The sequence below is a fragment of the Mesorhizobium sp. B1-1-7 genome (genome assembly GCF_006442705.1).
GTDB classification, from domain to species: domain Bacteria; phylum Pseudomonadota; class Alphaproteobacteria; order Rhizobiales; family Rhizobiaceae; genus Mesorhizobium; species Mesorhizobium opportunistum.
The window spans coordinates 225103-249166 of record NZ_VFWQ01000010.1; the positions used below are offsets into that span (position 1 = coordinate 225103).

At 63.1% G+C, this 24064-nt stretch carries 27 protein-coding genes; 14 read left to right on the top strand and 13 right to left on the bottom strand.

Going from position 1 to position 24064, the window contains the following annotated elements:
• Nucleotide 1: 1 nt before the first annotated feature.
• A complete protein-coding gene (locus tag FJ978_RS19070) occupies nucleotides 2-796 on the bottom strand; it encodes a methyltransferase domain-containing protein (protein ID WP_140573289.1) in 795 nt (264 codons plus the stop codon).
• A 194-nt stretch (nucleotides 797-990) separates the two neighbouring features.
• On the opposite strand from FJ978_RS19070, the gene FJ978_RS19075 reads away from it, so the two are divergent.
• From FJ978_RS19075 to FJ978_RS19095, 4 genes are all read left to right on the top strand, one after another.
• Nucleotides 991-2610: an NAD(P)/FAD-dependent oxidoreductase gene (locus tag FJ978_RS19075; RefSeq protein WP_140573290.1), complete on the top strand. Its 1620-nt coding sequence runs from the start codon at nucleotides 991-993 to the stop codon at nucleotides 2608-2610.
• Nucleotides 2597-4162, top strand: a complete 1566-nt coding sequence (locus tag FJ978_RS19080; RefSeq protein WP_140573291.1) for an NAD(P)/FAD-dependent oxidoreductase — start codon at nucleotides 2597-2599, stop codon at nucleotides 4160-4162. The genes FJ978_RS19075 and FJ978_RS19080 overlap by 14 nt, the downstream gene beginning before the upstream one ends.
• A gap of 211 nt (nucleotides 4163-4373) precedes the next feature.
• Nucleotides 4374-5603 (top strand): aminomethyltransferase family protein, encoded by a 1230-nt coding sequence (locus FJ978_RS19090; RefSeq protein ID WP_140573292.1) that lies wholly within the window; start codon nucleotides 4374-4376, stop codon nucleotides 5601-5603.
• A gap of 2 nt (nucleotides 5604-5605) precedes the next feature.
• Nucleotides 5606-5857, top strand: a complete 252-nt coding sequence (locus tag FJ978_RS19095; RefSeq protein WP_140573293.1) for a hypothetical protein — start codon at nucleotides 5606-5608, stop codon at nucleotides 5855-5857.
• Between the two features lie 5 nt (nucleotides 5858-5862).
• On the opposite strand, the gene FJ978_RS19100 is transcribed toward FJ978_RS19095, so the two are convergent.
• The 4 genes from FJ978_RS19100 to FJ978_RS19115 form a co-directional block, all read right to left on the bottom strand.
• The gene (locus FJ978_RS19100) at nucleotides 5863-6921 is read right to left on the bottom strand and encodes a dipeptidase (RefSeq protein ID WP_140573294.1); all 1059 of its coding nucleotides are present in this window, start codon (nucleotides 6919-6921) and stop codon (nucleotides 5863-5865) included.
• A 142-nt stretch (nucleotides 6922-7063) separates the two neighbouring features.
• Nucleotides 7064-7363 (bottom strand): GNAT family N-acetyltransferase, encoded by a 300-nt coding sequence (locus tag FJ978_RS19105; protein ID WP_140573295.1) that lies wholly within the window; start codon nucleotides 7361-7363, stop codon nucleotides 7064-7066.
• A gap of 2 nt (nucleotides 7364-7365) precedes the next feature.
• On the bottom strand, nucleotides 7366-7986 hold the full coding sequence (locus FJ978_RS19110) for an alpha/beta hydrolase (protein ID WP_140573296.1): 621 nt from the start codon (nucleotides 7984-7986) through the stop codon (nucleotides 7366-7368).
• A gap of 4 nt (nucleotides 7987-7990) precedes the next feature.
• Entirely contained in the window at nucleotides 7991-8923 is a 933-nt protein-coding gene (locus tag FJ978_RS19115) for a VOC family protein (protein WP_140573297.1), read from the bottom strand.
• A 227-nt stretch (nucleotides 8924-9150) separates the two neighbouring features.
• Here FJ978_RS19115 and FJ978_RS19120 point away from each other — a divergent pair, with 227 nt between their 5' ends.
• Complete coding sequence (locus FJ978_RS19120) at nucleotides 9151-10704, top strand: alkaline phosphatase family protein (RefSeq protein WP_140573298.1); 1554 nt, start codon at nucleotides 9151-9153, stop codon at nucleotides 10702-10704.
• A gap of 147 nt (nucleotides 10705-10851) precedes the next feature.
• Here FJ978_RS19120 and FJ978_RS19125 read toward each other — a convergent pair whose 3' ends face one another.
• Nucleotides 10852-12159 (bottom strand): PRC-barrel domain-containing protein, encoded by a 1308-nt coding sequence (locus FJ978_RS19125; protein WP_140573299.1) that lies wholly within the window; start codon nucleotides 12157-12159, stop codon nucleotides 10852-10854.
• 289 nt (nucleotides 12160-12448) lie between these two features.
• On the opposite strand from FJ978_RS19125, the gene FJ978_RS19130 reads away from it, so the two are divergent.
• A complete protein-coding gene (locus tag FJ978_RS19130; RefSeq protein WP_013892674.1) occupies nucleotides 12449-13369 on the top strand; it encodes a diacylglycerol kinase family protein in 921 nt (306 codons plus the stop codon).
• A 29-nt stretch (nucleotides 13370-13398) separates the two neighbouring features.
• Here FJ978_RS19130 and FJ978_RS19135 read toward each other — a convergent pair whose 3' ends face one another.
• The gene (locus tag FJ978_RS19135) at nucleotides 13399-13572 is read right to left on the bottom strand and encodes a hypothetical protein (protein ID WP_013892673.1); all 174 of its coding nucleotides are present in this window, start codon (nucleotides 13570-13572) and stop codon (nucleotides 13399-13401) included.
• Between the two features lie 133 nt (nucleotides 13573-13705).
• On the opposite strand from FJ978_RS19135, the gene FJ978_RS19140 reads away from it, so the two are divergent.
• The gene (locus FJ978_RS19140; protein ID WP_140573300.1) at nucleotides 13706-15238 is read left to right on the top strand and encodes an HWE histidine kinase domain-containing protein; all 1533 of its coding nucleotides are present in this window, start codon (nucleotides 13706-13708) and stop codon (nucleotides 15236-15238) included.
• A gap of 28 nt (nucleotides 15239-15266) precedes the next feature.
• On the opposite strand, the gene FJ978_RS19145 is transcribed toward FJ978_RS19140, so the two are convergent.
• Nucleotides 15267-15752 carry a hypothetical protein gene (locus FJ978_RS19145; protein ID WP_140573301.1) on the bottom strand — a complete coding sequence of 162 codons (486 nt, stop codon included), beginning with the start codon at nucleotides 15750-15752 and terminating at the stop codon, nucleotides 15267-15269.
• An 11-nt stretch (nucleotides 15753-15763) separates the two neighbouring features.
• On the bottom strand, nucleotides 15764-16090 hold the full coding sequence (locus FJ978_RS19150) for a DUF883 family protein (RefSeq protein WP_140573302.1): 327 nt from the start codon (nucleotides 16088-16090) through the stop codon (nucleotides 15764-15766).
• 337 nt (nucleotides 16091-16427) lie between these two features.
• Between FJ978_RS19150 and FJ978_RS19155 the strand changes: the two genes are divergently transcribed.
• Nucleotides 16428-16877: a response regulator gene (locus FJ978_RS19155; RefSeq protein WP_013892669.1), complete on the top strand. Its 450-nt coding sequence runs from the start codon at nucleotides 16428-16430 to the stop codon at nucleotides 16875-16877.
• A gap of 42 nt (nucleotides 16878-16919) precedes the next feature.
• On the opposite strand, the gene FJ978_RS19160 is transcribed toward FJ978_RS19155, so the two are convergent.
• Nucleotides 16920-17471: a sigma-70 family RNA polymerase sigma factor gene (locus FJ978_RS19160; protein ID WP_013892668.1), complete on the bottom strand. Its 552-nt coding sequence runs from the start codon at nucleotides 17469-17471 to the stop codon at nucleotides 16920-16922.
• Nucleotides 17472-17474: 3 nt separating this feature from the next.
• Complete coding sequence (locus FJ978_RS19165) at nucleotides 17475-17678, bottom strand: NepR family anti-sigma factor (protein ID WP_013892667.1); 204 nt, start codon at nucleotides 17676-17678, stop codon at nucleotides 17475-17477.
• A gap of 213 nt (nucleotides 17679-17891) precedes the next feature.
• Here FJ978_RS19165 and FJ978_RS19170 point away from each other — a divergent pair, with 213 nt between their 5' ends.
• The 6 genes from FJ978_RS19170 (at nucleotide 17892) to FJ978_RS19190 (ending at nucleotide 21353) form a co-directional block, all read left to right on the top strand.
• Nucleotides 17892-18686, top strand: coding sequence for a response regulator (locus FJ978_RS19170; RefSeq protein WP_023763751.1), 795 nt, complete (start codon nucleotides 17892-17894; stop codon nucleotides 18684-18686).
• A 207-nt stretch (nucleotides 18687-18893) separates the two neighbouring features.
• On the top strand, nucleotides 18894-19058 hold the full coding sequence (locus tag FJ978_RS19175; protein WP_013892665.1) for a DUF1328 domain-containing protein: 165 nt from the start codon (nucleotides 18894-18896) through the stop codon (nucleotides 19056-19058).
• Nucleotides 19059-19237: 179 nt separating this feature from the next.
• Entirely contained in the window at nucleotides 19238-20269 is a 1032-nt protein-coding gene (locus tag FJ978_RS19180; protein WP_013892664.1) for a sensor histidine kinase, read from the top strand.
• A 132-nt stretch (nucleotides 20270-20401) separates the two neighbouring features.
• Nucleotides 20402-20578 (top strand): hypothetical protein, encoded by a 177-nt coding sequence (locus FJ978_RS32840; protein ID WP_013892663.1) that lies wholly within the window; start codon nucleotides 20402-20404, stop codon nucleotides 20576-20578.
• A 119-nt stretch (nucleotides 20579-20697) separates the two neighbouring features.
• Nucleotides 20698-21024, top strand: coding sequence for a hypothetical protein (locus tag FJ978_RS19185; protein WP_140573303.1), 327 nt, complete (start codon nucleotides 20698-20700; stop codon nucleotides 21022-21024).
• An 83-nt stretch (nucleotides 21025-21107) separates the two neighbouring features.
• Nucleotides 21108-21353, top strand: coding sequence for a YMGG-like glycine zipper-containing protein (locus tag FJ978_RS19190; RefSeq protein ID WP_013892661.1), 246 nt, complete (start codon nucleotides 21108-21110; stop codon nucleotides 21351-21353).
• 98 nt (nucleotides 21354-21451) lie between these two features.
• Here FJ978_RS19190 and FJ978_RS19195 read toward each other — a convergent pair whose 3' ends face one another.
• Nucleotides 21452-23092: a CHASE domain-containing protein gene (locus FJ978_RS19195; RefSeq protein WP_140573304.1), complete on the bottom strand. Its 1641-nt coding sequence runs from the start codon at nucleotides 23090-23092 to the stop codon at nucleotides 21452-21454.
• Between the two features lie 150 nt (nucleotides 23093-23242).
• Nucleotides 23243-24055, bottom strand: a complete 813-nt coding sequence (locus FJ978_RS19200; RefSeq protein ID WP_013892659.1) for an ATP-binding cassette domain-containing protein — start codon at nucleotides 24053-24055, stop codon at nucleotides 23243-23245.
• Nucleotides 24056-24064: the final 9 nt, after the last annotated feature.

Here is a 24064-nt window from a genome sequence, read left to right on the forward strand (position 1 = left end):
GCTATCCAACCGGCTTCCAACCGCGCAGATGAGTGGGACGGTGCTCGCCACTGTCAAGCACCTTCTGCATGGCTTCCCAGGTCCTGATGTTCTTGTCGACATAGGCCGCGCCGACCGCGGCTGCGACCGGCGCATAGAGTGGTCCTTTCAGCCTTTCCAGCTCGCCGCGCGCCACCTCGCGATACCAGGGATTGCGGTCCGTGACGGTGACATCGGCAAAGCCCGCACCGCGCATCGCCTGTGCATAGCGCGCCGGCGATGCCATGGCGAAGGACAGGCCCTCGGCGGCGACATACGCCTTCATCTCGGGTGACGGTTCGCCGTCATGCCCAATCATCCAGTTGGAGGCCGCGAAGACACCGCCGGGCTTCAGCACGCGGAATATCTCGGCGAACAAGGCGTCCTTGTCGGCCACATGCAGCAGCGCGTCCTTGGAAAAGACGACATCGAAGGAGCGATCGGCGAAAGGCAGCGGTCCAGGTGGCGCCTGGAGAAAGCTGACGCGATCCGTGAGCCCGCGCGCGGCAGCTCGCCGTCGGGCCGCCTCGATCACCGGCTGTTCGACATCGAAACCGGTGGAGTGCGCGGCGCCGTGGCGCTCGACCAGATGCAGCGTGATGCCGCCCGAGCCGCAGCCGATATCGAGGATCGTCCTGCCCTCAAGCGAAAGGCCCTCGACCACCCGGTCGACCTCCTCGGGTCCACCCGGCGACAGGTAACCATCGCCCCACAGCGCTTCGAGGAAGCGGATGGCGGTGTCGTCATACTCCGGCTCGGCATCTGCCGTTTCGATCATTCGATCCCCAATCGATGAATGCCCGTTTCGAACGTCGGCAAAGCGTAGCGCATGACGAGGAAAACGCAACATCATTTGTTGAACATTCATTCAGTATGACTGGACAGAATGGCCGATGCCGTGCCAAATTCCGCGCAATCGGGAACAGATCACACAAAAATGAACAGCGGGTCGCACGTGGGAATTGAGCCAAAATGAAAGCTTGGGATGCGATCATCATCGGCGGCGGACACAATGGACTGGTCAACGCCTGCTATCTGCAGCGCGCCGGCCTCGACGTGCTGGTGGTCGAGAAGAACGACTGGGTCGGCGGCGCCGCCACCAGCCGCGAATTGACCCCAGGCTTCCTCTATTCCAATTGCTCCTATGTCTGCTCGCTGTTCCGTCCCGAGATCATGCGCGACCTGGAACTGCCGCGCTTCGGCCTGCAGGTCATCTCCTACGAAGGCGGCGCGGTGTTCACCCGCGACGGCGACTATCTCGCCAATTACCGCGACCACGATGCCCATCGGCGCGAATTCGCCCGCTTCTCCAGGCGCGACGCCGAAGCCTATGACCGCTACGCCCGCGATGTGACGCGGCAGTGCCGCTTCATCCAGCCGCTGTTGATGCGCACCGCGCCCGACCCGACCAGCCTCAAGCCACGCGACCTCGGCGAGCTGCTCTATCTCGGCAAGAAATTCGCCGGCCTCTCCGCCGAGGAGATGGCGCTGACGCTGCGGTTCTGGACCATGTCGATCTCGGAATTCCTCGACGAATATTTCGAGACCGATGTCATCAAGGCGAACTTCGCTTTGTCCGGTATCATCGGCACCGCGCTCGGGCCGATGTCGCCGGGCACGGCTTACGTGTTGCTGCACCACTATATGGGCGAGGTCGACGGCTCGGTCGGCGCCTGGGGCTATGCGCGCGGCGGCATGGGCGCGGTGACCAAAGCGCTGGCCGCTTCGTTCAAGGCCTCTGGCGGCACCATCCGCACCGGCGCCGAGGTCGACCATGTGCTGGTGAACCGAGGCAAGGCCAAGGGCGTGGTGCTGGCCGGCGGCGAGGAGATTTACGGCAAGCTCGTCGTCTCCAACGCCGATGTGAAGCGCACTTTCCTCAAGCTGGTCGAGGAAAAGGAGCTGCCCGACATTTTCCTGCGCCGGGTCAGGAACTTCAAGATCCGCGGCTCCTCCGGCAAGGTCAACATCGCGCTCGATTCGCTGCCGGAATTTCCGGCGCTGCCGAAGGATTCACCAGTCTATCGCGGCGACATGCATTTCACCGATTCGATGGAGCGCATGGAGCGCGCCTACGACGACTGGAAGGCCGGTCGCTGGTCGGCCGACCCGTTCCTCGACATGGTGATCCCGACAACGCTCGACCCGACGATGGCGCCGCCGGGCAAGCACTTCATGAGCTGCTTCGTGCAGTATGCGCCGCCCAAGGTGAACGGCCGCGACTGGACCGACGCCGATCGCGACGGCTTCGCCGAAAGCGTGATCGCGCAGATCGCCGAGTACTCGCCGGGTTTCCGCGACCGCATCATCCATATGGAGGTGCGCACGCCGCGCGAGATCGAGGCCGAGGTCGGCCTCACCGAAGGCAACATTTTCCAGGGCGAACTGACCTTCGACCAGCTTCTGTTCAACCGCCCGGTGCCCGGCTACGCGCAATACCGTTCGCCGCTCGGTGGCCTCTATATGTGCGGCTCCTCGACCCATCCAGGCGGCGGCGTCATGGGTGCGCCCGGCCGCAACGCGGCGGCGGAAATCCTGCGCGATCTCGCCAAATCCACCTCGCATATGAGCCCGGCCCATGACGTCATTTGATGCAATCGTCATCGGCGGCGGCCACAACGGCCTCGTCGCCGCCGCCACGCTGGCCAAAGCCGGCCGCAAGGCGCTGGTTCTGGAAGCCGGAACCGAAATCGGCGGCGCCGCGCGCACCGAGGAATTCGCGCCCGGCTTTCGCGTCTCGTCCGTCGCTCATCTGCTGAACCGGCTGCATCCCGATGTGATAAAAACGCTGGAACTGGAGAAGCACGGGCTAAAGATCGCGCGTGCCGACTTCATGCCGTCGGTTGCTCTGTCCACGGATGGTCCGCCGCTTGTCCTGCATGGCGCCTATGGCGAGGTGCTGACCGGCGCCAGTTCCTCCGAACAATCGACCTGGAAGGAATTGCGCGCGCAGCTGCTGCGCTACGCCGGCATATTGAAACCGTTCCTCTCCCGCCGGCCGCCCGATCTTGCCGGTATGTCGCTGCTTGAGACGGCTGCCCTCGGCCAGACCGCGCTGGCGCTGAAGAAGCTCGGCAAGGAAGACATGCGCGATTTCCTGCGCGTGCTGTTGATGAACGTCGCCGACCTGCTCGACGAACAGCTTACCGATATCAGGCTGAAAGGCCTGCTCGCCTTCGACGCTACGCTCGGCAGCCATCTCGGTCCACGCTCGCCGACTTCGCTGCTTGGCCTCTACTATCGCTTGGCCGGCGAGACCGGCGGGGCGGCCGGTGCGCAGATGCTGCCGCAAGGCGGCATGGGTGCGGTCGTCACCGCCATTCGCGCTTCGGCGGAGAAGTCCGGCGTGACAATCCGCACATCGGTTCCGGTCGCAAAAATCATTGTCGAGAACGGCCGCGCCGTCGGTGTCGCGCTCGACAATGGCGAGGAGCTGCGCGCCAGAACAATCGTCTCCGCCATCAACCCGGCAACCACCTTCCTCGATCTTGTCGGCCCGCGCCAGCTCGACACCGGCTTGGTGCGCAAGGTGAAGAACATCCGCATGAAGGGCGATGCCGCAAAGCTCAATCTGGCGCTCGACCGGCCGCCGCAATTCGCCGGCGTCGATGCCGCCGGTCACAAGGGCCGCCTCGTCATCGCGCCCTCGCCCGACCATGTCGAGCGCGCCTTCAACCCGTCCAAATATGGCGAATTCTCGCCCGAGCCAGTGATGGAGATCACACTGCCCAGCCTTGCCGATCCGTCGCTTGCGCCTGATGGCGCCTGTGTGCTGTCGGCGGTGGTGCAATATGCCCCCTACGCGTTGAAAGAAGGCTGGGCTGCCGGCAAGCCGAACTTCCTCAAGGCTATCATGATGCAGCTCGAGGCTCACGCACCCGGCATCGGCAAGAGCGTCGTCCATGCCGGGCTCCTGACACCGGCCGACATCGAGGCGCGCTACCGCATGCCCGGCGGCCATTGGCACCACGGCGAATTGCAGGCCGACCAGATGCTGATCTCGCGTCCCGTCTCCGGCTGGTCGGGCTACGACACGCCGCTCGACGGACTGTTCCTGGCCGGCGCCGGCTCGCATCCAGGTGGCGGTGTTTCGGGTGCGCCGGGCCTGAACGCTGCGCGGCGCATCATCGCGATGAAGGGGTAAGCATGATTTTTCTATTCACGGAAGTCCAGCCCCACGGCGCCCCCCTCTGTCCTGCCGGACATCTCCCCCTCTTGGGGGGAGATTGGCAGTTCGCTCGGTCGGCGCTTTCCTTGCAACGTCGAGAATTGGCGAAATCGCCGACGACGTCCAATCTCCCCCCAAGAGGGGGAGATGTCCGGCAGGACAGAGGGGGGCGCAAAGGAACGCCGTCATGAATCATCATGTGGAAATCAACTCTGCCCGCATTGCCGCGCAATCGCATTTCCGCATGCTGCGCCTCGGCACGCCGTTCCAGCCGCGCCTCGACGCGCTGGCCAGGACCCAGGACTGGTACAATTGGGCAGGCTACCGCGCGCCGCATTCACTGTGGGACGAGGAGCTTGAATATTTTGCCATCCGCAGCCAGGCGGCGCTGTTCGACATTTCGCCGATGACCAAATACCGGATCGAAGGGCCGGACGCCGAAGCCTTCCTCGACCGCGTCACCTTGCGCGACGTGACGAAGCTCAAGCCCGGCCGCGTCCACTATACGGCGTGGTGCGACGACGCGGGTTTCGTCCTCGATGACGGTACGCTGTTCCGGCTGTCGCCGACACGCTTCCGGCTCTGTTCGCAGGAGCGGCATCTGCCCTGGCTTCTCGACAGCGCCATTGGCTTCAGCGTCACGGTCGAGGAAGAAACCGAGGCCGTCGCCGGCCTTGCGTTGCAAGGGCCGACCTCCTTCGCCGTGCTGCGCGATGCCGGCTTCGTCGGCGTCGAGAAACTCAAGGTCTTTGACCTCGCCGATTTTCCCCATGACGGCGGTGCCGTCAACATTTCGCGCACCGGCTTCACCGGTGATCTCGGCTACGAACTGTTCGTGCCGGCCGACAAGGCGCTGAGCCTCTGGGACCGGCTGATGGCGGCGGGCGAGCTGCGCGGCATCCGCGCCATCGGCTACACCGCACTCAATCGCGCGCGGCTCGAGGCCGGGCTGATCGTCGCCAATGCGGACTTCACCACAGCCGAGCACGCCATTCGCGCCGACCGCTTGCGCATGCCGGACGAGATCGGGCTCGGCTTCATGATCGATCCCGAAAAAGGCTATTTCAACGGCCGCCGCGCCATTCTCGGGGCCCGCGCGAAACGCAAGCTCCGCCATGTGCTGGTCGGGCTGGAGATCGAAGGCAACATCCCGGCCGAACACGCCATCGTCTACCACAAGAAAAGCCAGGAAGTCGGTCTGGTCAGCGCCGCCATGTGGTCGCCGATGGCCAAGCGCAACATCGCCATCGCCTCGCTGGCGCGGCCCTACGGTGATACTGTGGTGGAGGACCTCTGGGTCGAGATCTACGCCATGCGCGAGCTGCAATACCAGAAGCTGATGAAGCGGGCCAAGGTAGTGGCGCGACCCTTCATAAAACTCGATCGCCGCACCGCCAATCCGCCGGCGGATTTCTGACCATGGCCGGCGAGACAGATGAAGATGGGGAAGCCACCGAGCAGTGGGAGCTGGTCAACACGCCGCTCGGCGAGAAATGGTCGGGACGCACGCGCTATGCCGCCGCCATGTACTTCTACAAACGCGGCGAGATGAGCGCCGAGACGCTCGAAGTCTATCGCATCTGCGCAAGGCTCGATTCGGAAAACCCGCTGCCGATCATCAGGGATCGTGGCGTCGGCAAGGACTGGCTGAAGCGCATCGGCTTCGAATAGGTGGTTCAGCCTATCGTTCTTTCCAGCATGCTTAGCCAGTTGCGGTAAGCGATCTTCTCGATCAGCGCTCGTCCGAAGCCGCGCGCGGCCAGCGCATCGATCAGCTTCGGCAGGCCGGCCACATCTCCGATGACTGCCGGGATCATGGCGCCGTCGAAATCCGAGCCGAGACCGACGCCATCCTCGCCCAAGGCCTGCAGCAGGGAATCGACATGGCGCACCATGATATCGAGGCTGGTGTCGGCATTCATGCGGCCGTCCTCGCGCAGGAACCCGGTGGCAAAGTTCAGCCCGACCATGCCGCCGGACTCGCGGATCGCGCCGAGTTGCCAGTCGGTGAGGTTGCGCGAATGACCGCAGATCGCATGCACGTTGGAGTGCGTGGCAACCAGCGGTGCATCACTAAGCGCAACCACGTCGCGAAAGCCTTTCTCGTTGAGATGCGAGAGGTCGATCATGATCTTCAGCTCGTTGCAGGCCTTGACCAGCGCCTTGCCGGCATCGGTCAGCCCAGGCCCGGTGTCGGGCGAAGAGGGAAAGCGGAACGGCACGCCATGGCCAAAGGCATTCGGCCGGCTCCAGACGATGCCGAGCGAACGCAGGCCCGCGGCATGCAGCACGTCGAGCATGGTGAGTTCGGGATCGATGGCTTCGACGCCCTCGATGTGGAAAACCGCCGCGATCGTCTCGCGCGCCATGGCGTTGCGCACATCGGCGACGCTGCGGCAGACGGCCAGCGCCCCCGCCCGTTCCAGCCGAAACAGGATCGAGGCCATAGCGATCGTCGAGTTGAGCGCATCGGTGCGCGGGACTTCGGGAGGCAAAGGCTCGCTGTCGCTCGGTGCCGAGGGTACGGCGCTGCGCCTGGCTTTCTCGACCGGCGGCGGAAAGATGGCGAACATGCCGCCGGCAAAGCCGCCGGCCTTGGCGCGCGGCAGATCGATGTGGCCGCCCGATTTCCCCTCGCTAAACAGCTTTTCGACGTCCGTGTCCTTGGACTGATACAGCCTGAGCAGCGTGTCGTTATGGCCGTCGAAGACGGGGACGAGATCGGATGCGGTCATTGGGGGATCATTCGGTTCGTTTGTCGGCGCGGGAGCGATTATCATACCCACTTAGGCACGATGTGCTACCCGCGCAAATTACAAAGCCGTGCCAGTGGCTGCGCTTTTGTCCCCGCGCAGCTGATCACCCGCCTGTACGATCCTATTGCTTCAGCACGTCGACCCATTCCTTATGCCGGCGGAACTGGGCGTTGGCGAACGGACAAAGCGGGATGATCTTCTTGCCCGCCGCACGCGCATCCTCGACGGCGCGGGTCACGAGCCGAAGCCCGGCACCCTGGCCGCGAAAGACGTCCGGCACTTCTGTGTGATCGATGATGATCTGGTGCTCGCCGATCTTGGTGAAGGTCATCTCGGCCTCGGCGCCACCGGGGCCGCGCAAGACATAGCGGCCCTTGGAGCCGCGATCCTCCAGTTCGATTTCAGGCAGTTGGTCGGGCATCTCTAGACTCCTTGCGCGGCACCGGCAAAAAAAAGCCGGGCCGCCTCGATCTCATTCGGCCGCACCTCGTGCCCGCCATCGTGCCACTCCACTGTGACATCGGCGCCGTCGGCACGCAAATAGGCTTCGAGCCGTGTCGTCAGGTTCGGCGGGCAGATCGGATCGCGCTTGCCGGCGGTCACCAAGATGTGACGGCCGGCGAGGCTGCCGTTGACCTGTGGTTCGAACGGGATCAGCGGATGCATCAGCACCGAAGCGTCGAACAGTGCCGGTGCCCCGAACACCACCGAGGCCAGGATGTTGGCGCCGTTGGAATAGCCGAGGCCAAGCACCGCCGATGGCTTCGCAGCCTCGACATGCGCCTTGACGAACCCTGCCATCTTGCCCGTCGCCCGCGCCAAATCGTCCATGTCATAGACGCCCTCACCGGTACGGCGGAAGAAGCGCGCCGCGCCTTGTTCGGACACATCGCCACGCGGCGAGATGATGGTGGCCTGAGGCGCGAGATCGCGCCCCAGTGAGACAAGCTGGCTCTCGTCGCCTCCCGTGCCATGGAAGACGAAGAGCAACGGACCGCCGGGCGAACCGGGCAGCACCTTGTGGATGTAGGCGTCCTTGCTCATGGCTTCAGCCTTCCAGTTTCTGCAGATGCTGTTCGAGATAGGGTCTGAGGTGCTGGTGCTGCGTCGGCAGCTTCAGCGCCTCACCGAGATGAGCGGTATCTTCATCCCTGTCGAAACCCGGTTCGTTGGTGGCGACTTCGAACAGCACACCGCCCGGTGTGCGGAAATAGATCGCCCAGAAATAGTCACGGTCGATCACCGGCGTCACCGCATAGCCGGTGTCGATCAGAGCCTTGCGCACTTCGAGCTGCTTGGCGCGGTTCTCGACGGCAAAGGCGACATGGTGGACGGAGCCGGCGCCGAGATCGGCGAAGGCCGCCGTCGGCAGCGATTCGATGTCGACGACATCAGCGCCGTTGCCGTTCTTCAGCGCCAGCCGCCTGATCGTGCCCGATTTCTCGACTTCCTCATAGCCCATGAACTTCAAGAGCTCCTCGGTGGCGCCGCCATCCTTCAGCCTGAGCGCAACCGAGTGAAAGCCACGGATCGCCTCGTCGACGGGAATGCCGCCCTTGGCCCAGGGCGCACGGCTGTCGGCCTTGTCCTCGACCAGCGCGAAACCGTCGCCCTCGGGGCCATCAAACCTGATCCGCTTCTCACCGAAGCTCTCCTCGTGCGAGACGCCGGTCACGCCTTCATCGGCAAAGCGCTTCTCCCAATAGGCGAGCGTGCCCTGCGGCACGGAATAAACCGTAGTGCCGACTTCGCCGACGCCGCGACGGCCCTTGCCGATATTGGGAAACGGGAAATAAGTCATCACCGAACCGGGCGTGCCGACCTCGTCGCCATAATAGAGATGGTAGACGTCGGGCGCGTCGAAATTGACGGTTTTCTTGACCCGGCGCAGGCCGAGCTTGTGGGTGAAGAAATCATTGTTCTGCCTTGCATCCTTGGCCATCGAGGTGACGTGATGCAGCCCCTTGATCTGGTCGAGCATTGTCTTGCTCCTTCCCTTGGTGTCTGTGCGGCCCTCGCCGCTGTCCACCCCAATATGAGGACACCACCGTTTGCGGCAAAGGCGGCAAACACAGAATGGACTGTGCTGCAAAAGTGAACAATCGAAAGCTATTTGTTCACCAATCGACTCACAGAAGCGGTCTTGCGCCATTGCCGGAAATCGGTTCCATGAGCGGCGTTCGAACAATGCAGCGAAAGGTATAACACGTGGCTGGAACAGGCAGGCGCCCCAACGTTCTCCTGATTACCTGCGACCAGTGGCGCGGCGATAGCCTCTCGGCCGCCGGCCATCCCGTGGTGAGGACACCGAATGCCGATGCGCTGGCCGCCGAAGGCGTGCTGTTCAAGCGCCACTATGGCGGCGCCGCACCTTGCTCGCCGGCTCGCGCCTGCCTCTACACCGGCCTCTACCAGATGAACAATCGCGTCTGCCGCAACGGCACGCCACTCGACGCTCGCCACGGCAACATTGCGCTGCATGCGCGCAGCCTGGGCTACGACCCGACGCTGTTCGGCTACACCGATGTGTCGCTCGATCCGCGCTTGCTGGCGCCGGGTGATCCAAGGCTGCAAAGCTACGAAGGCGTGCTGCCGGGTTTCACGGTGCGCCAGCTGCTGCCCGAGCATCAGAAGCAATGGCTTTCCTGGCTGAAGCAGCAAGGCATCGATGTCAGCGCCGGATCGCCCGGCATCCATCGTCCCCTGGAAGATCATGCCGACGCAGTGACAGAGGCGCCGCCAGCCTATTCGAAAGACCATACGCCGACCGCTTTCCTTGCCGGTGAGTTCATCCGCTGGCTGGGCGAGCAGGAGCAGGCCACGCCCTGGTTCGCGCATCTCTCCTTCATCAGCCCGCACCCACCCTTCATCGTGCCGGAGCCCTACAACACGCTGTACGATCCGGCCGACGGCCCGGTCTTTCACCGCGCGGAAAGCTGGCGGGCCGAAGCGCAGAGCCATCCCTATCTCGCCTATGACCTTGGCCGGCAGAAGCGCGCGAAGTTCCGACCCGGCGCTGCGGGCAAAGTGCACGACTGGAGCGAGGATGATTTCCGCCAGATCCGCGCGATCTATTACGGCATGATCGCGGAGATGGACGCGCAGCTCGGCCGCATCTGGCAAGCAGTCAAGGCCGCGGGTGCGTGGAACGACACCATCATCGTGCTGACGTCGGACCACGCCGAGATGATGGGCGACCATTTCATGCTGGGCAAGGGCGGCTACTTCGACGGCAGCTACCACATCCCGCTGGTCATTCGCGATCCGCGACATCGCAAAGCCGCCGGCAGCACGGTCGATCGCTTCACCGAAGCGGTCGACATCTTACCCACGCTCATGGATCTGCTTGGAGGAGCCCCCGAGCCGCATCTCGACGGATGCTCGCTGAAACCGTTCCTGAGCGGCGGAACGCCCGCTGTCTGGCGCGACGCCGCTCATTGGGAGTTCGATTTCCGCTCGATCGCGGACGGCGAGGCCGAGCGGCATTTCGGCATTGCCTCGCGCCAGTGCAATTTGGCCGTCATCCGCACCAAAAAATTCAAATACGTACATTTTGGCGGCGGCTTGCCACCCTTGCTTTTCGACGTCGAGGCAGACCCTGGCGAACTGACCAACCTCGCCACCAGCCCTGCGCATCTGTCCACCCGTCTGGAATTCGCCGAGCGGCTTCTCGCCTGGCGTGCCGAACATCTCGACCAGTCACTGGCGCTGGCGGAACTGACGGACAATGGTGTGGCTGGGTATGTAGGCAGTAGGCAGTAGGCAGTAGGCAGTAGGCAGTAGGCAGTAGGCAGTAGGCAGTAGGCAGTAGGCAGTAGGCAGTAGAGCATCCGCGGCGGCCTGATGTTGGCCAGCTCTATTCTTCCCTATTCCCTACTGCCTACTGCCTATTCCCTATTCCCTATTCCCTTACCTCACAATCATCCGCTGCTGGTCCCGCTTCTCGGCATAGCTGCCCTTGTCATAGGCGGTCTGGGCCTGGAGCTGTTCCTTGGTGAAGGTCGTGTACAGGTACTTCTTGCCGTTCTTGTCGGTCATGAACTTCAAATTATCCATGCCGACAGCCACTTCCTTCGAGCCTATGCCGAGGAAGCCGCCGACGTCGACGATCACGGCGTCGGGCTTGTTGTCGGGCGTCAGCACGACATCGCCGATCTCGCCGACCTTGGCATCATTGGCGCCATAGACGGTCGTGCCTTTCAGGTCCTCGCCACGGAGTTCGCCAATCGGCATTTCCGTCAGCGCCGACTTGTCGATGGCCGCGGTCTGCGTCTGGTCGGGAGCCGAGGCATCTGGGGATGCCGGCGCCTGCGCCGTCTTGTTTGCCGGAGCGGCGGGGGCCGTCGTGCCGGAGGGCGCGGCGGCCGGAGTGGTTGCCGCCGGTGCATTGGACGCCGTCGTTGCCGGCACCGGATCATAGGCCTTGCGGTTGAAATCCGGTTGCGCCTGCAGCTCTTCCTTGGTGGTCTGCGCGACCAGCCAGCGGTCACCGTTCTTCTCGGCCCACTTTGCCTTGCTGAAGTCGTAGGTCACGTTCTTGGCCCCGAGGCCCAGGAACCCGCCTACCCCGATGACCAGGGACTCGGCCTTGCCTTCCTTGGACAGCACGATGTCATTGACCTCGCCGATGTTCTGCGCGTCGTCGCCGGTGCCGTTGTAGACGGTCTCACCGATTATGTTGGTGGCAAGATTGCCATCGGCACGCTTTACCGGCTCGGCCGGTGCGGCGGCAGGTGCCTGTGCCGTATCCGTTGCCGCGGGTGCTGCCGCGTTGGAAGCCGCAGGCGCTGGCGCGGGTTCATAAGGCTTGCTGTCGAATTCAGGTTGGGCCTTCAACTCGTCCTTCGTTGTCTTGGCAATCAGCCACCGGTCGCCATTCTTCTCGGCCCATTGCAGCTTGTCGTAGTCGAAGGCGACATCCTTCGTTCCGACACCGAGAAAGCCGCCGACGCCGATGACGACGGATTTCGTCATGCCATCCTTGTCGAAGACGACATCGGTGACCTTGCCGATATTTTCGGCGTCGTCACCGGGGCCGTTATAGACGGATTCGCCGATGATGTTGGTGACGATGCTACCTTCGGCGTGTATCGCCGAACCAGCGGCGGGCTGCTGGACGGAAGGTGTGGCCGGTCCCGGGCTTGCCTCGGTCTGCGCAAAGGCGCCGGTCGCGACCAGGGCTGCGAGTGCGGTCGAAGCTAAAAGGGTGCGGATCATGATCATCTCTCCTGCGTGCCTGAGTTGCGTGCACGCCGCGCCCGGTTTTGACCGTCGCCGGGGAGATCGAGCGCGGCATTTCTACAAGTTCACAACGTCGTGACCATGCTGTTGTTCCGACAAAAAGCCGCGTGGCATTGGTGATGAAAACCTGAAGCGAAATGCGGGGCAGGCCCACTGGATGCAACCGCGGATCCCGGTGCCGCCGGAACCTTTTCCGCTTCGCTGCGTTTCAGCCTTCGGCTGGGCGCATGCCGGCCGGACTGTGTCTTAGGCAGCGGAGCGGGGCATGAAATTTGCGGCGGTGCTGAACCGGGACGGTGGCACCATGCGCACCACCGACCTCGCGGCTTTTTCCGACAGGATGCGTCGGACCCTGGAAAGTGCTGGCCATTCTCTCAGCATCGATGTCGTTGCCGGCAAGGACGTGGTCGAAACCCTCGACAGCGTCGCTTCGCGCCGTGCCGTCGATGTCGTGCTGGCCGGTGGCGGCGACGGAACCATTTCCGCCGCGGCCGCCAGGCTGATGGGCAAGAACAAAGCGCTTGCCATATTGCCGGCTGGCACCATGAACCTGTTCGCACGCGGCCTGGGCATTCCACAGTCGCTCGATGCCGCGCTGAAATCCTTCGCTGACGGCGAAATCATCGCCGTCGACATGGCCACGGCCAACGGCCAGCCCTTCATCCATCAGTTCTCCATCGGCATGCATGCGAGGATGGTTCAGTTGCGCCAAAGGATGGAATTCGGTTCGCGCCTGGGAAAGATCGGGGCTTCGGCGAAGGCGGCGTGGGCGACGATCAAGAATCCGCCGGCGATGAACGTCACGTTAAATATCGGCGAAACCGAGATCGCGGCGCGCATCACCGGCATCGGTATTACCAACAATTTGTTTGGCGAAGGCCACCTGCCCTATGCCGACAACCCTGCTGGCGGCGTGCTCGGTATCTACGTCACGGTGGCGCAGCAGCGTGCAGAACTGGTCAAATTCTTCTTCGACGTGGCGCGTGGCAAATGGCGCGACAACGAGCATGTCGAAATCCACCAAGCCGACCGGGCGGTTCTGAAAATCCACTCGGGCAGTAAGAAGTTCCACGCTGTGATGGATGGCGAACTGGTCAGGCTCGACCGCGACACGACGCTCGAAATCCGGCCTGGCGCGCTCAATGTCCTGGTGCCGGCCAGCATTGCCGAGGCAAAGGCCGCCTGATGCGATCTCGGACGATGACGGTCAAGGCTCTAGTTGCTCGGCGCGCTTCCTTGCTCTGTCGCCGGCGTCTTGGCGACCTCGCCATAGATTTCGGCGATGCCCCAGGCCGCGAAGGCGAGAAGCAGCGCGGCGATCAGGATACGCAAGCCATGCCTGCCCCATCGCCCCTGACGCGCTTTGTTTTCGGGAATGATCTTGATCATGGCCGGTCCTTGTTTCGTTCCGCGCCTGTTGACGTTCTCGGTAACGGTTCCTTGCTAGGATGGTTCCGAGACGAGCCGATCGGCCGCAGGCCGGCGAAGCGGCAAAGACCGGGGCTGGGCTTTGGGGACTTGGGTGGATAGCAAGGTGGAAACAGTGCCGGTTCTGCCGGCCGCGGTTGCGCGCGCGGTGAGGGAGGAAAGCCGTCTGGCCGTGCTGCACGGGCTGGAGATGCTGGATACGGCCGCGGACCTGGACTTCGACCGCATCAGCAGCCTTGCTGCGACCGTCATGCGAGCGCCGATCGCCCTGGTCACACTCGTCGATATCGAGCGGCAATGGTTCAAGTCCTGCTTTGGCCTGGACGAGACCGAAACGACGACCGACATCTCCTTCTGCGCCCACGCCATCGCCGCCGGCGACGAACCCATGGTGGTGACGGACGCAACGACGGATCCACGCTTCAAAACCAACCCGCTGGTCACGGGCAAGCACCATGTGCGCTTCTATGCCGGCGCGCCGATGCTGGTGGCCGGCGCAAGGATCGGCACGCTATGCGTCCTCGACCGCAAGCCGCACGCCTATCCGTCCCCTGCCACGCTCGACCAGTTGAAGACGCTCGCCGGCCTCGCCGCCAGCCTGTTCACCCTGAAGGACGCAACCCGCAGCGGCGCTATCGCCGAGGCCGCACTGGCGCGCGAGGAAAAACGCCGCGCCATCGCGCTCGATGCCGCCTCGCTTGCCAGTTGGGCATGGGACATCCGCACCGATATCATCGAATGCGATGTCCGGCTGTCGGAACTTTTCAACCTGCCGCGCTCGACCCGGCTGCGGGCCCGCGATATCCTCACCGCCATCGATCCCCGCGACGTCTACCAGACCGAGACCCGCTTTCGCGACGCCTTGACCGGCAGTGACGACTACTTCGGCGAATATCGCGTGAAGGGCTTCCATCCGCCGCGTTGGGTCGCGACGCGTGGCCGTGTCATCGAACGCGACGGCGAGGGCAAGCCGACGCTGATCTTCGGCGTCAACTACGACATCTCCGAACGCAAGCTCGGCGACGAACGGCAGCGGCTGTTGCTGCGCGAGCTTAACCATCGCGTCAAGAACACGCTGGCGACCGTCCAGGCGCTGGCGACGCAGACCGTGCGTCATGCCCGCCAGCCGAGCGAATTCCTGGAGGCCTTCGGTGCCCGGCTTCAGGCCCTGGGCATCGCGCACAATCTCTTGTCCGACCGAGAGTGGCGCGGCATCGGCATCCGCGAACTCGTCCAGATCGAGACCGGACCCTTTGACACAGCCGGCCAGGCGCGCATGACGATTTCCGGCGCCGACCTGCTGCTGTCGCCCGATCAGGCCGTCGGTCTCGGCCTTATCCTGCACGAATTGGCCAGCAACGCATTGCAATATGGATCGCTGTCGGTTGCGTCGGGCAAGGTCGATCTCGGTTGGAAGGCGCAAGGCAGGAAGAGCGACCGTCGCCTGGTACTGACCTGGCGCGAAACCGGCGGCCCGCAGGTTGCTCCGCCCCAGCGCCATGGATTTGGCTCGATCCTCATCCGGCGCAGCCTGGCCAAGGTCCTTTCAAGCGAAGTGACCCATGAATTCCGTCAGGAGGGCGTATTCGCCGAAATATCGATGCCCCTGGAAGACCTGTCGAAATGACGGACCCATCCGGGCCGAAGCGGCGACGTTATTTCCCCTCGCCGGCATCATCCGGATGGTCAGCGCCGGGTTTGGAGTTCTCGCGGTAAATGGCATAGGCCGCGAGCGCCACGGCCGGGCCCAGAATGATCCCGAGGCCGCCTTTCCCCTTGAGTCCCCCTGTCCCCTTGAGCAACGTCGGCAGCAGGGCCAGTGCGGCCGTGACGCCGATCGCCTTCATGTCGGTTTTGCGCCGCTTTGCCTCGCGGCGGGCGCGAGCGCCGGACATCAACCGATGGATCAGGAGAACGAGGCCCGCGACCACCAGAAAGCCGACACCGAAACTGAGCGCCGCCGCCAGCGATCCATAGCGGGCGGCCGCCCAGATATAGGCGGCCCCCACCAGAAAGCCGAGACCGCACAATGCCGCCAAAGCGGCGAGCGCATAGACGATGGCCGCCGTGCGCGCGCGGCGCACGGCGGCCAAAGTTTCACCCGAGGCGAAACCCGAAAGCAGCGATGCCAGCAGTCCCATCTGCGGCGTGACTAGCGACGCGCGAGCAGCGCGAAGAGGAAGCCGACACCGGCGGCGATTGCCAGTGACGTCACAGGCTTTTCGCGTACGCTCGCCACCATCTGCGCCTCGATATCCCTGGCGTTGCCGCGCAGGCTATCGAAAGCCGCTTCACCCTGGGCCCGCAACTGCTCGACACCTTCGGCCGCCGCACGACGCGCGGTGCCGTAGCCGTGTTCACCGGTCTTGGCCAACTGTTTGGTAAGCTTGTCGATATCGGCCTTCAACTGCCTGATATCGGCCTCGAGGTCCGAATTCGCCCGCGCCTCGTTGGCGGTCTTTCCTGCGGCAGCTGCCATTGCTTAACTCCTTGTGATTGCTCGATTTCAAACGCGCCGTGCGGCTTAACGTTCCGGCATCGGTCCAAACTACCTGGAAAGCTGCCCGCGCGCACCCGATCTGGCAAGATGCATTGCGTCAGAACTCGGCGGCCCTCCCGAGCTGCTTTAGCGCCTCGCAACCGCCATCGCGCCAGACGACCACCTTGCGATCCATCAGCTGAAAAGCGCCCATTCTGGCTTGGCATTTCGACCCCCCTCCTCGAGCGCCCGCCGGGCGGCAGGCAAGATTTGAAACGCTTTGCCAGGATCGAAGTTCCGACGAGCGGCGGGATGTCTCTGTTAGACGAGCGGCGGCATGTCTTTTTTAAATGACAACGGCCCAAATAACCATCATGACTCCCACCGTTTCAAGGAGCCATTGCCCGTGCCCCCGTTACTTGATGGATTGCGCATTCTTGTCTTGGAGGACGAGTTCCTCATAGCCATGGATGTCGAGCAGCTTTGCCGTGACCACGGTGCAGGCGAGGTGGTGATTGCCCGGGACCTGACCGAGGTCGATGGCCGAAAGGTCGCAACGCAATTCGACGCGGCCATCGTCGATCTGATGCTGGGCGGCACTTCGACGCTCGAATTCGCCGCGGGCCTGCGTGAAACAGGCGTCCCCTTCGTGTTTGCCTCCGGCTATTCGGATGCGGACGAGATCAAGGCAACGTTTCCAGGGGTGAGGCTGGTCACCAAACCCTATTCAGGCGAAGATCTGGTCGAAGCGGTGGCGCTGGCCTACGGACGTGCCTCGCCTGATTGAGACCGACGCGGCAGCATCCGGGTTCCTGCTACTAGGCATGCTTCAATGTGCTGCCGTCCCTGTGACCTGGGTCGAGATCGCATCGGGACCATATTCGTCTTCACCGGAGATCTTCAAGATTTCCTGCAGGCGCGTGCGGGCCCTGCTGACCCGGCTCTTGATCGTTCCGACCGCGCAACCGCAGATTTCGGCGGCCTCCTCGTAGGAGAAGCCCGAAGCACCGATGAGGATGATGGCCTCACGCTGGTCTTCCGGCAATTGCTCGAGAGCGCCACGAAAATCCTTGAGGTCGAGTTGGCCGTGCTGGGCCGGATGCACCGCAAGCCTGGCCGTCATGATGCCGTCGCTGTCCTGCACCTCGCGGCCCCGCTTGCGCATTTGCGAATAGAACTCATTGCGCAGGATAGTGAAAAGCCATGCCTTGAGATTGGTGCCGGGCTGGAAGCTCTCATGCTTGTCCCAGGCCTTGACCAGCGTCTCCTGAACGAGGTCGTCGGCCTTGTCGGCATTCTGCGTCAACGACACGGCAAAGGCCCGCAAGCTTGGGATCGCCCCAAGCAGATCGGTCTTGAAGCCTTGGGAGACCGCTGCCATGCCTCAGTCCTTCTTCTGCGCGGGTTCGGTCCGTTCCAGTTGCCTGAGCAACTGGGCAAAGCGATCCGGCACATCGTCGGAGACCAGCTCGTCGTAATACTGCTTGAGTTTGCGTCCGATTTCGGAGTTAGGCCCGAGCGGGTCGCCCGAACCGTTCCGGCGCCTGCCCGCGGCGCCAGTCAAAATTTCTTTGGTCATATCCTTCATTTCGCCCTTATATTCCCAGCACGAAAGCCGCTTGAATTCAACTCGACACAAGGCAAGCGGCATCCTCGTCTGGTCGCCCATCCCAACCCCAAACGCCGTTCGCGCCCATTCGTTCCATTTGCGCCGGAACTTTTTCGGAGAGCCCGCGTTATGTTAGCTGGGCCTGCAATCAGCTCGACCTGCATCGCGTCATTCTGAGGGAGACGTCCTACCATGAGTTTATCCGCCACCATCGCCCCGCACCTGCCGTTCCTGCGCCGCTTCTCGCGCGCCGTTTCCGGATCCCAGGAGAGCGGAGATGCGCTGGTCGCCGCGATGCTCGAGGCCATCATTGCCGATGTCGATATTTTTCCCGAAGCATCGAGCGACCGTATCGCCCTCTACAAGGTGTTCGCCAAACTGTTCACGTCGGTCGCCATCCGTGTTCCGCAGGAGCAGGCACAATCGGCATGGGAGCAGCGCGCAGCCGCCAATCTCAATGCGATCGCGCCGCTTCCCCGGCAGGCCTTCCTGCTGGTCGCCGTCGAAGGCTTCAGCGAGGACGAGGCGGCCGAGATCCTCGACGTCGGCGACCAGGAATTCTCCGAGCTGCTTGCCCAGGCGAGCAATGAAATCTCTCGCCAGGTGGCAACCGACGTGCTGATCATCGAGGACGAACCGTTGATCGCCATGGACATAGAGGAGATGGTCGAGAGCCTCGGCCACCGCGTCGTGGGAACGGCGCGCACCCATGCCGAAGCGGTGACGCTGTTCGGCAAGACGCGGCCGAAGATGGTGCTGGCCGACATTCAGCTCGCCGACGGCAGTTCGGGTATCGAAGCGGTCAACGAGATCCTGTCATCAACGTCGGTGCCGGTCATCTTCATCACCGCCTTTCCCGAGCGCCTCCTGACCGGCGAGCGCCCAGAGCCGGCTTTCCTGGTGACGAAGCCATTCAACCCCGACATGGTCAAGGCGCTGATCAGCCAGGCGCTGTTCTTCGACCGTCAGGCCAAGGCCGCCGCATAGGCTCGGCCGTCTGGCCGAAAGTTCCGACCGATAGCAGGACTTCACGGCAAGGCCGCCCGATGCCGCATCTGGCGGGCCTTTGCAAGCCGGGGTTCCCTCGTCAGCGATTTCCCCGGAACCGTTTGCAAGCGTCGTCTTTTTCAGCAAATGGTGGAACAAACCGCAACCACCCACGTTTTGCTCGCACCATTCGGAAGGAGATGAACCATGCTTTACTGGGCGCTCGTATTTCTCGTCGTGGCCATCATAGCCGGCGCGCTTGGTTTCGGCGGCATCGCCGGCACGTCTGCTGGCATAGCGCAGATATTGTTCTTCGTCTTTCTCGCCTTCCTGATCATCTCGCTTCTTGCCGGTCTGTTCAGGCGGGCATGAGGCGACCTTCATTCAGGCGAACACTGGAAGCCGCACCCCTCAAACGGTTTCCAGCCACCGCCGGGCGGTGTCCCTCAAACGGACGCCGTCCGGCGGACCGCTATTTGGAAGCTGGTTTTTCCTTGGGAACCCATTTGCCGGGGAACCGTTCAGCCTAGCAGGGGTGGACAGATTGACCGATGCGCTCCAAGACTTCAGATAGGACGGAAGGCGCGGGGAGTGACGAAGTCATCGCGCTGCATCCGGCGGAAAGCGGCATGCAGCTTGGCCGGGCGCTTCTCCACGCCCTGCACAATGCCGGCATTTCCGTCCTCTATCAGGATCGAGAGATGAAGACCGTATGGGCCCGCAACATGCGTGCGCCCTGGGTCTCTGACAATACCGACGGCAATGGCATCTTGCCTACAGCGCAGGCCGACCGCATCCGCACCGCAAAGGGCGATGTGGTCGCGACCGGCAATCCGGAGCGGCTTGAGATCAGTGTCCCGGGCGAAGATGGCATCCGCTGGTTCCAGGTTTGGGTCGATGCCGACCATGGCGACGGCGGCGATGTGCAAGGCGTGGTCACCACAATGGTCGAGACGACCGAGCAGAAGCGCCGCGAACAGACATTGACGACGCTGTTGCGCGAAGTCAGCCACCGCTCGAAGAACCTGCTGGCGATCATCCAGAGCATAGCGACCCAGACCGGCCGCTATTCCGACAGCATCGGCGATTTCCTGACCCGTTTTCGTGGCCGGCTGCAGTCGCTGGCGTCCTCCCAGGACCTGGTGACTTCTTCCAACTGGCGCGGTGCGGCCCTCCATGACCTGGTGGCAAGCCAGGTCGGCCGCTATGGCACGAGCACATCGCACAGCCTTCGCTTCCGGGGCGCCAATCCCTACCTCAATCCCAACGCCGCACTGCATATTGGCCTCGCGATGCATGAACTCGCCGTCAACTCGGTCAGCTATGGCGCCCTGTCCCGGCCGGATGGTTTCGTCGAGGTGAGCGCCGATCTCAACACCGCAGCCGCCGGTGAGGTCGTCCTGTCGCTGACATGGGCCGAAGCCATTGGAACCAATGGCGGCCGAGGCAGTCAAAAGCGTTTCGGCAGCGTCGCGCTGGAGCGGGTGGTGCCCGCGTCCCTGAATGGAACCGCGAGCCTCGATATCGTAGATGGCCACCTCGAATACCGCCTTGTCGTTCCGCACAGCAATTTCGAGACATGACGAGCGCGGTGGCCGGGAACGCCTGCGGCGGCCGGAGATCCTTAACCGACTGTTCACCATAAGGGCGGATGCTGTTTTACCCAGATACTGCTGCAACTTGCTTGGGTTGCAACAAGGTATTGGGAGGAATGCTTGACCGTCTCCGACATGAACAGACTGGAACAGGCCGCCCGTGTTTCGATGGGCGAATTCCAGGATCCCGAAGCATCCGCGGAACCGCTTTCCCCGCCTCATCACGGTCTGCTTTGGGGTGTGGTCCTGGCCGCGGCCGCGACAATTCTCCTGGTCACCGTGTTCAGGCTGACCTGACTGCGATCCGTCCTGCCCGCCTACTGTTTAGCCGCTCGCGACAGCCATTGTCCGCTTGTCATCCCGGAACCAGGAACTTTTGGCTCATCCGGACCGTTATTGTGGCGAGGGGGCTCGCCATGGAACATATCGCTGCACTGTTGCTGGTCATCGGTTGCACCAACTCGATGGCCGATTGTCATGAGCTGCAGGTTCCAGTCAGCGTCTTTGCGACCGTCGACGAATGCACTGCCGAGCGTCCCTTCGTCGTGGGCGATGTGCGGGAGCAGGCGCAACACGTCGTCGCCAAGTGCCTCGCGGTCGATCCCGCGCTCGAGGATGACTATGATCGGATCGTCTGGAATGTGCATACCGATGGCAGTCTCGACGCCTCGCTGGCGATATCCAGCCTCGTCGTGGCATCGAACGCGGCGCGCCCAGAAAAAGGCGACCTTAGCCAACAATAAATTGGAGCAGCAAAGCCCGTTGTTTCATGCTAAATGGCTGCTGGTGCTTACCAAAGTGTGGACACAAAGTGAGGAGTGACTCAATGCGGAAGATGATTATTGCCATGATTGCGGTGGCTGCTCTAAGCGGCTGCACCTCCACCGAGCAGGACGTGGTTGGCGGCGGCTTGATCGGCGCCGGTATCGGCGGCTTGGTCGGCGGTGGCAAGGGCGCGCTGATTGGTGCGGCCGTCGGCGCCGGTTCCGGCCTGCTGGTGCGCAAGCTGCAGAACGGCTACTGCCAGTATCGCGACCGCCATGGCCGCATCTACACGGCACGCTGCAACTAATCCGCGATAATGGAATGCAAATCCGGAGGCCGTATCCGGCCTCCGGATTTTTTTTATGACCCGGCAATCTGTGGCTATCCCTGCTGACAGGCTGAACCTCAGCCGACCAGCGGAATTCTGATCTCCACCTTCAGACCATCGGCCTGAAAATCGCGTTTGATCGTGCCACGCAGTTCGCGCGTGACGTTGAGGTCGATCAGCTTGGTGCCGAATCCGGTTTCGGACGGCGCCTCGACTTTCTTTTTCCCGGCCTCCCGCCAGTTCAGCGCCAGCGTCCGCTCGCGCCCACGCCCTTCCAGCGACCAGTCCACCTTGAGCGCCCAGTCACTCCCAAGCGAATTGGCGGAATTGCCGGCTTCGCCATATTTCAGCGCGTTGGTCGCCAGTTCATGGAAGGTCAGGCCAAGCGACTGCGTCGTCGTCTCGTCGAGCAGTACCTCCGGCCCTGACAGCAGCCCCTCGGGCAGTTCCTTGCCGAACACCTGGCCAAGCTCGATGCGCAGCAGATCGGCGAGATCCGCCTTCTGCCAGCGCGAGCGCGTCAGCATGTCCTGGGAAGCCGCCATCGCCTGCAGCCTGGCCGAGAAGGATGCGGAAAACTCGTTGACGTCGGTCGCCCGCGACGCCGTCTGTCGCGCGATCGCCAGCACTCTGGTGATCGAATTCTTGATACGATGCTTCATCTCCTGCAGCATCAGGTCCTTTTCGAGCAGGCTCTTTTCGGTCGTCTCGTGCAGACGCGATGCCGCCTCGTAGGCCCGTTCCTGATAGCGCGCCACCAGCGCGATGGCGCCTGCCGCGAGCAAACCGAACAGCCCCAGCATCACCGGGATGGCGCGCGACGACGGTTGCGAAAAGGCGCTGGTCGGCCTGAACAATATGGTCCATGGACGGCCAGCCACCATGATCTTGCGGGTGACCAGCAGCCGGTCGCCAAACGACGAAGCCGGTGGCGTCTCCGACCGAAACAACAGATTGTCGCCGTTCACCGTGCCTTCATAGATCTCGGTGTTGACCGGCAGCAGCGGCGTGCGGCTGAGCGCAATCTGGAACAGGTCGCGGGCCCGGAAGGCTGCGTAGAGAAAGCCCGCGGTCGAGGATCGCGATGCGTTGATGACCTCGGGCGCGGTTTCGACGTTGAGCCGCACGAAGACCAGGAAGCCGGTGAAGGTCTGCGCGGCGCCGGTGCCTTGGCCGAGTTGCACCAGCCCGCTCGCGTGCTGCTGGTCGTCCGCCATTGCCTTTTCGATCGCCGCGCGCCGAACCGGCTCGCTGAACATGTCGTAGCCGATGCTCGCCTGGTTGGACGGATCCAGCGGCTCGAACAGCGTGATGGGCGCGCGCCAGGGCTGCGTCGTATCCGGATAGACCGGATGGCTGGCACCGAAATCGTGGAGGATATCGCGTTCGACCGCCGCCTCGTCGCCCGTCTTGACGAGTTGGAGGAACCCGATCCCGCGCAGGCCGGCGAAATTGTCCTTGATATCCAGCGCGTTGAAGAATGCCTTGAACTCATTCTGCGATATGTCGCCGTTACGGGCGTCGAACAGAGCCTGCGTAGAGCGCAGCAGCGACAGATGCAGGTCGATACGGCTCTCGATTCGGTTGAGCGCATCGTCGGCCGCCCCTTCGAACTTGATGCGGGCGGCTTCCTGCGTCGCGAAATAGGCGAACCCCGCCATGGTCATGCTGATCAGCGCGACGGCGACGAACGCGACGATTGGAAAAAGTTTCTTCAACGGTGATGCGATCCATGAGCGATATCGGACCTTTATGGGCAAGTCGCCGGGTCAACACAATGGCAAGGCCAAGCCATCGTGATCGCTGGTACATCACGTGAACGGCAACCGGCCGTGCCCGATCGGCCGATGCCGGACCGACAAAACGCCTCAGGCGGCGATCTTCAGCGCGCCCGGCCCCGGAATGGCTCCCGGAGGACATTTACCCAGGATGATCATGCCGAGCACCTCGTCCTGCGTCACGTCGGTGGTGCGCGCGGTGCCGACGACCTGGCCGTTCTTCATCACGCAGACCCGGTCGGCCAGTTCGAACACATCATGGATGTCGTGGCTGATCAGGAAGATGCCGATGCCATCCGACTTGAGCTGCCTCACCAGTTCGCCGACCTGTGCCGTTTCCTGCGGACCGAGTGCGGCGGTCGGCTCGTCCATGATCAGAATGCGGGCGTTGAACAGGATCGCGCGCGCGATCGCCACCGACTGCCGCTGTCCGCCAGACAGCTTGATCACCGGCTCCTTGAAGCGCTGGAAGCGGGGATTGAGCCGCCCCATCACCTTGCGCGCCTCGGCCTCCATGGCGACGTCGTCGAGCGTGCCCCAGGCGGTCATCAGCTCGCGGCCGAGGAACAGGTTGGCGGCGGCGTCGACATTGTCGGCCAGCGCCAGCGTCTGGTAGATCGTCTCGATACCGTATTTCTTGGCGTCGCGCGGGTTGGAGATCGCCGCTTCCTCGCCATTGACGAAGATCTGGCCGGCATCGCGCTTGTAGGCGCCGGACAGGATCTTGATCAGCGTCGACTTGCCCGCGCCATTGTGGCCGAGCAGCGCCACGACCTCGCCGGGGAAAAGATCGATCGAGGCGTCGTCGACGGCACGGATGCCGCCAAAGGCAATCGAGATGTTGCGCATGTCGACCAGCGACGTGCCGGCGGGAGCAGATGCGGGAGCGGTGTTGTCGGCCATGATGGTTCT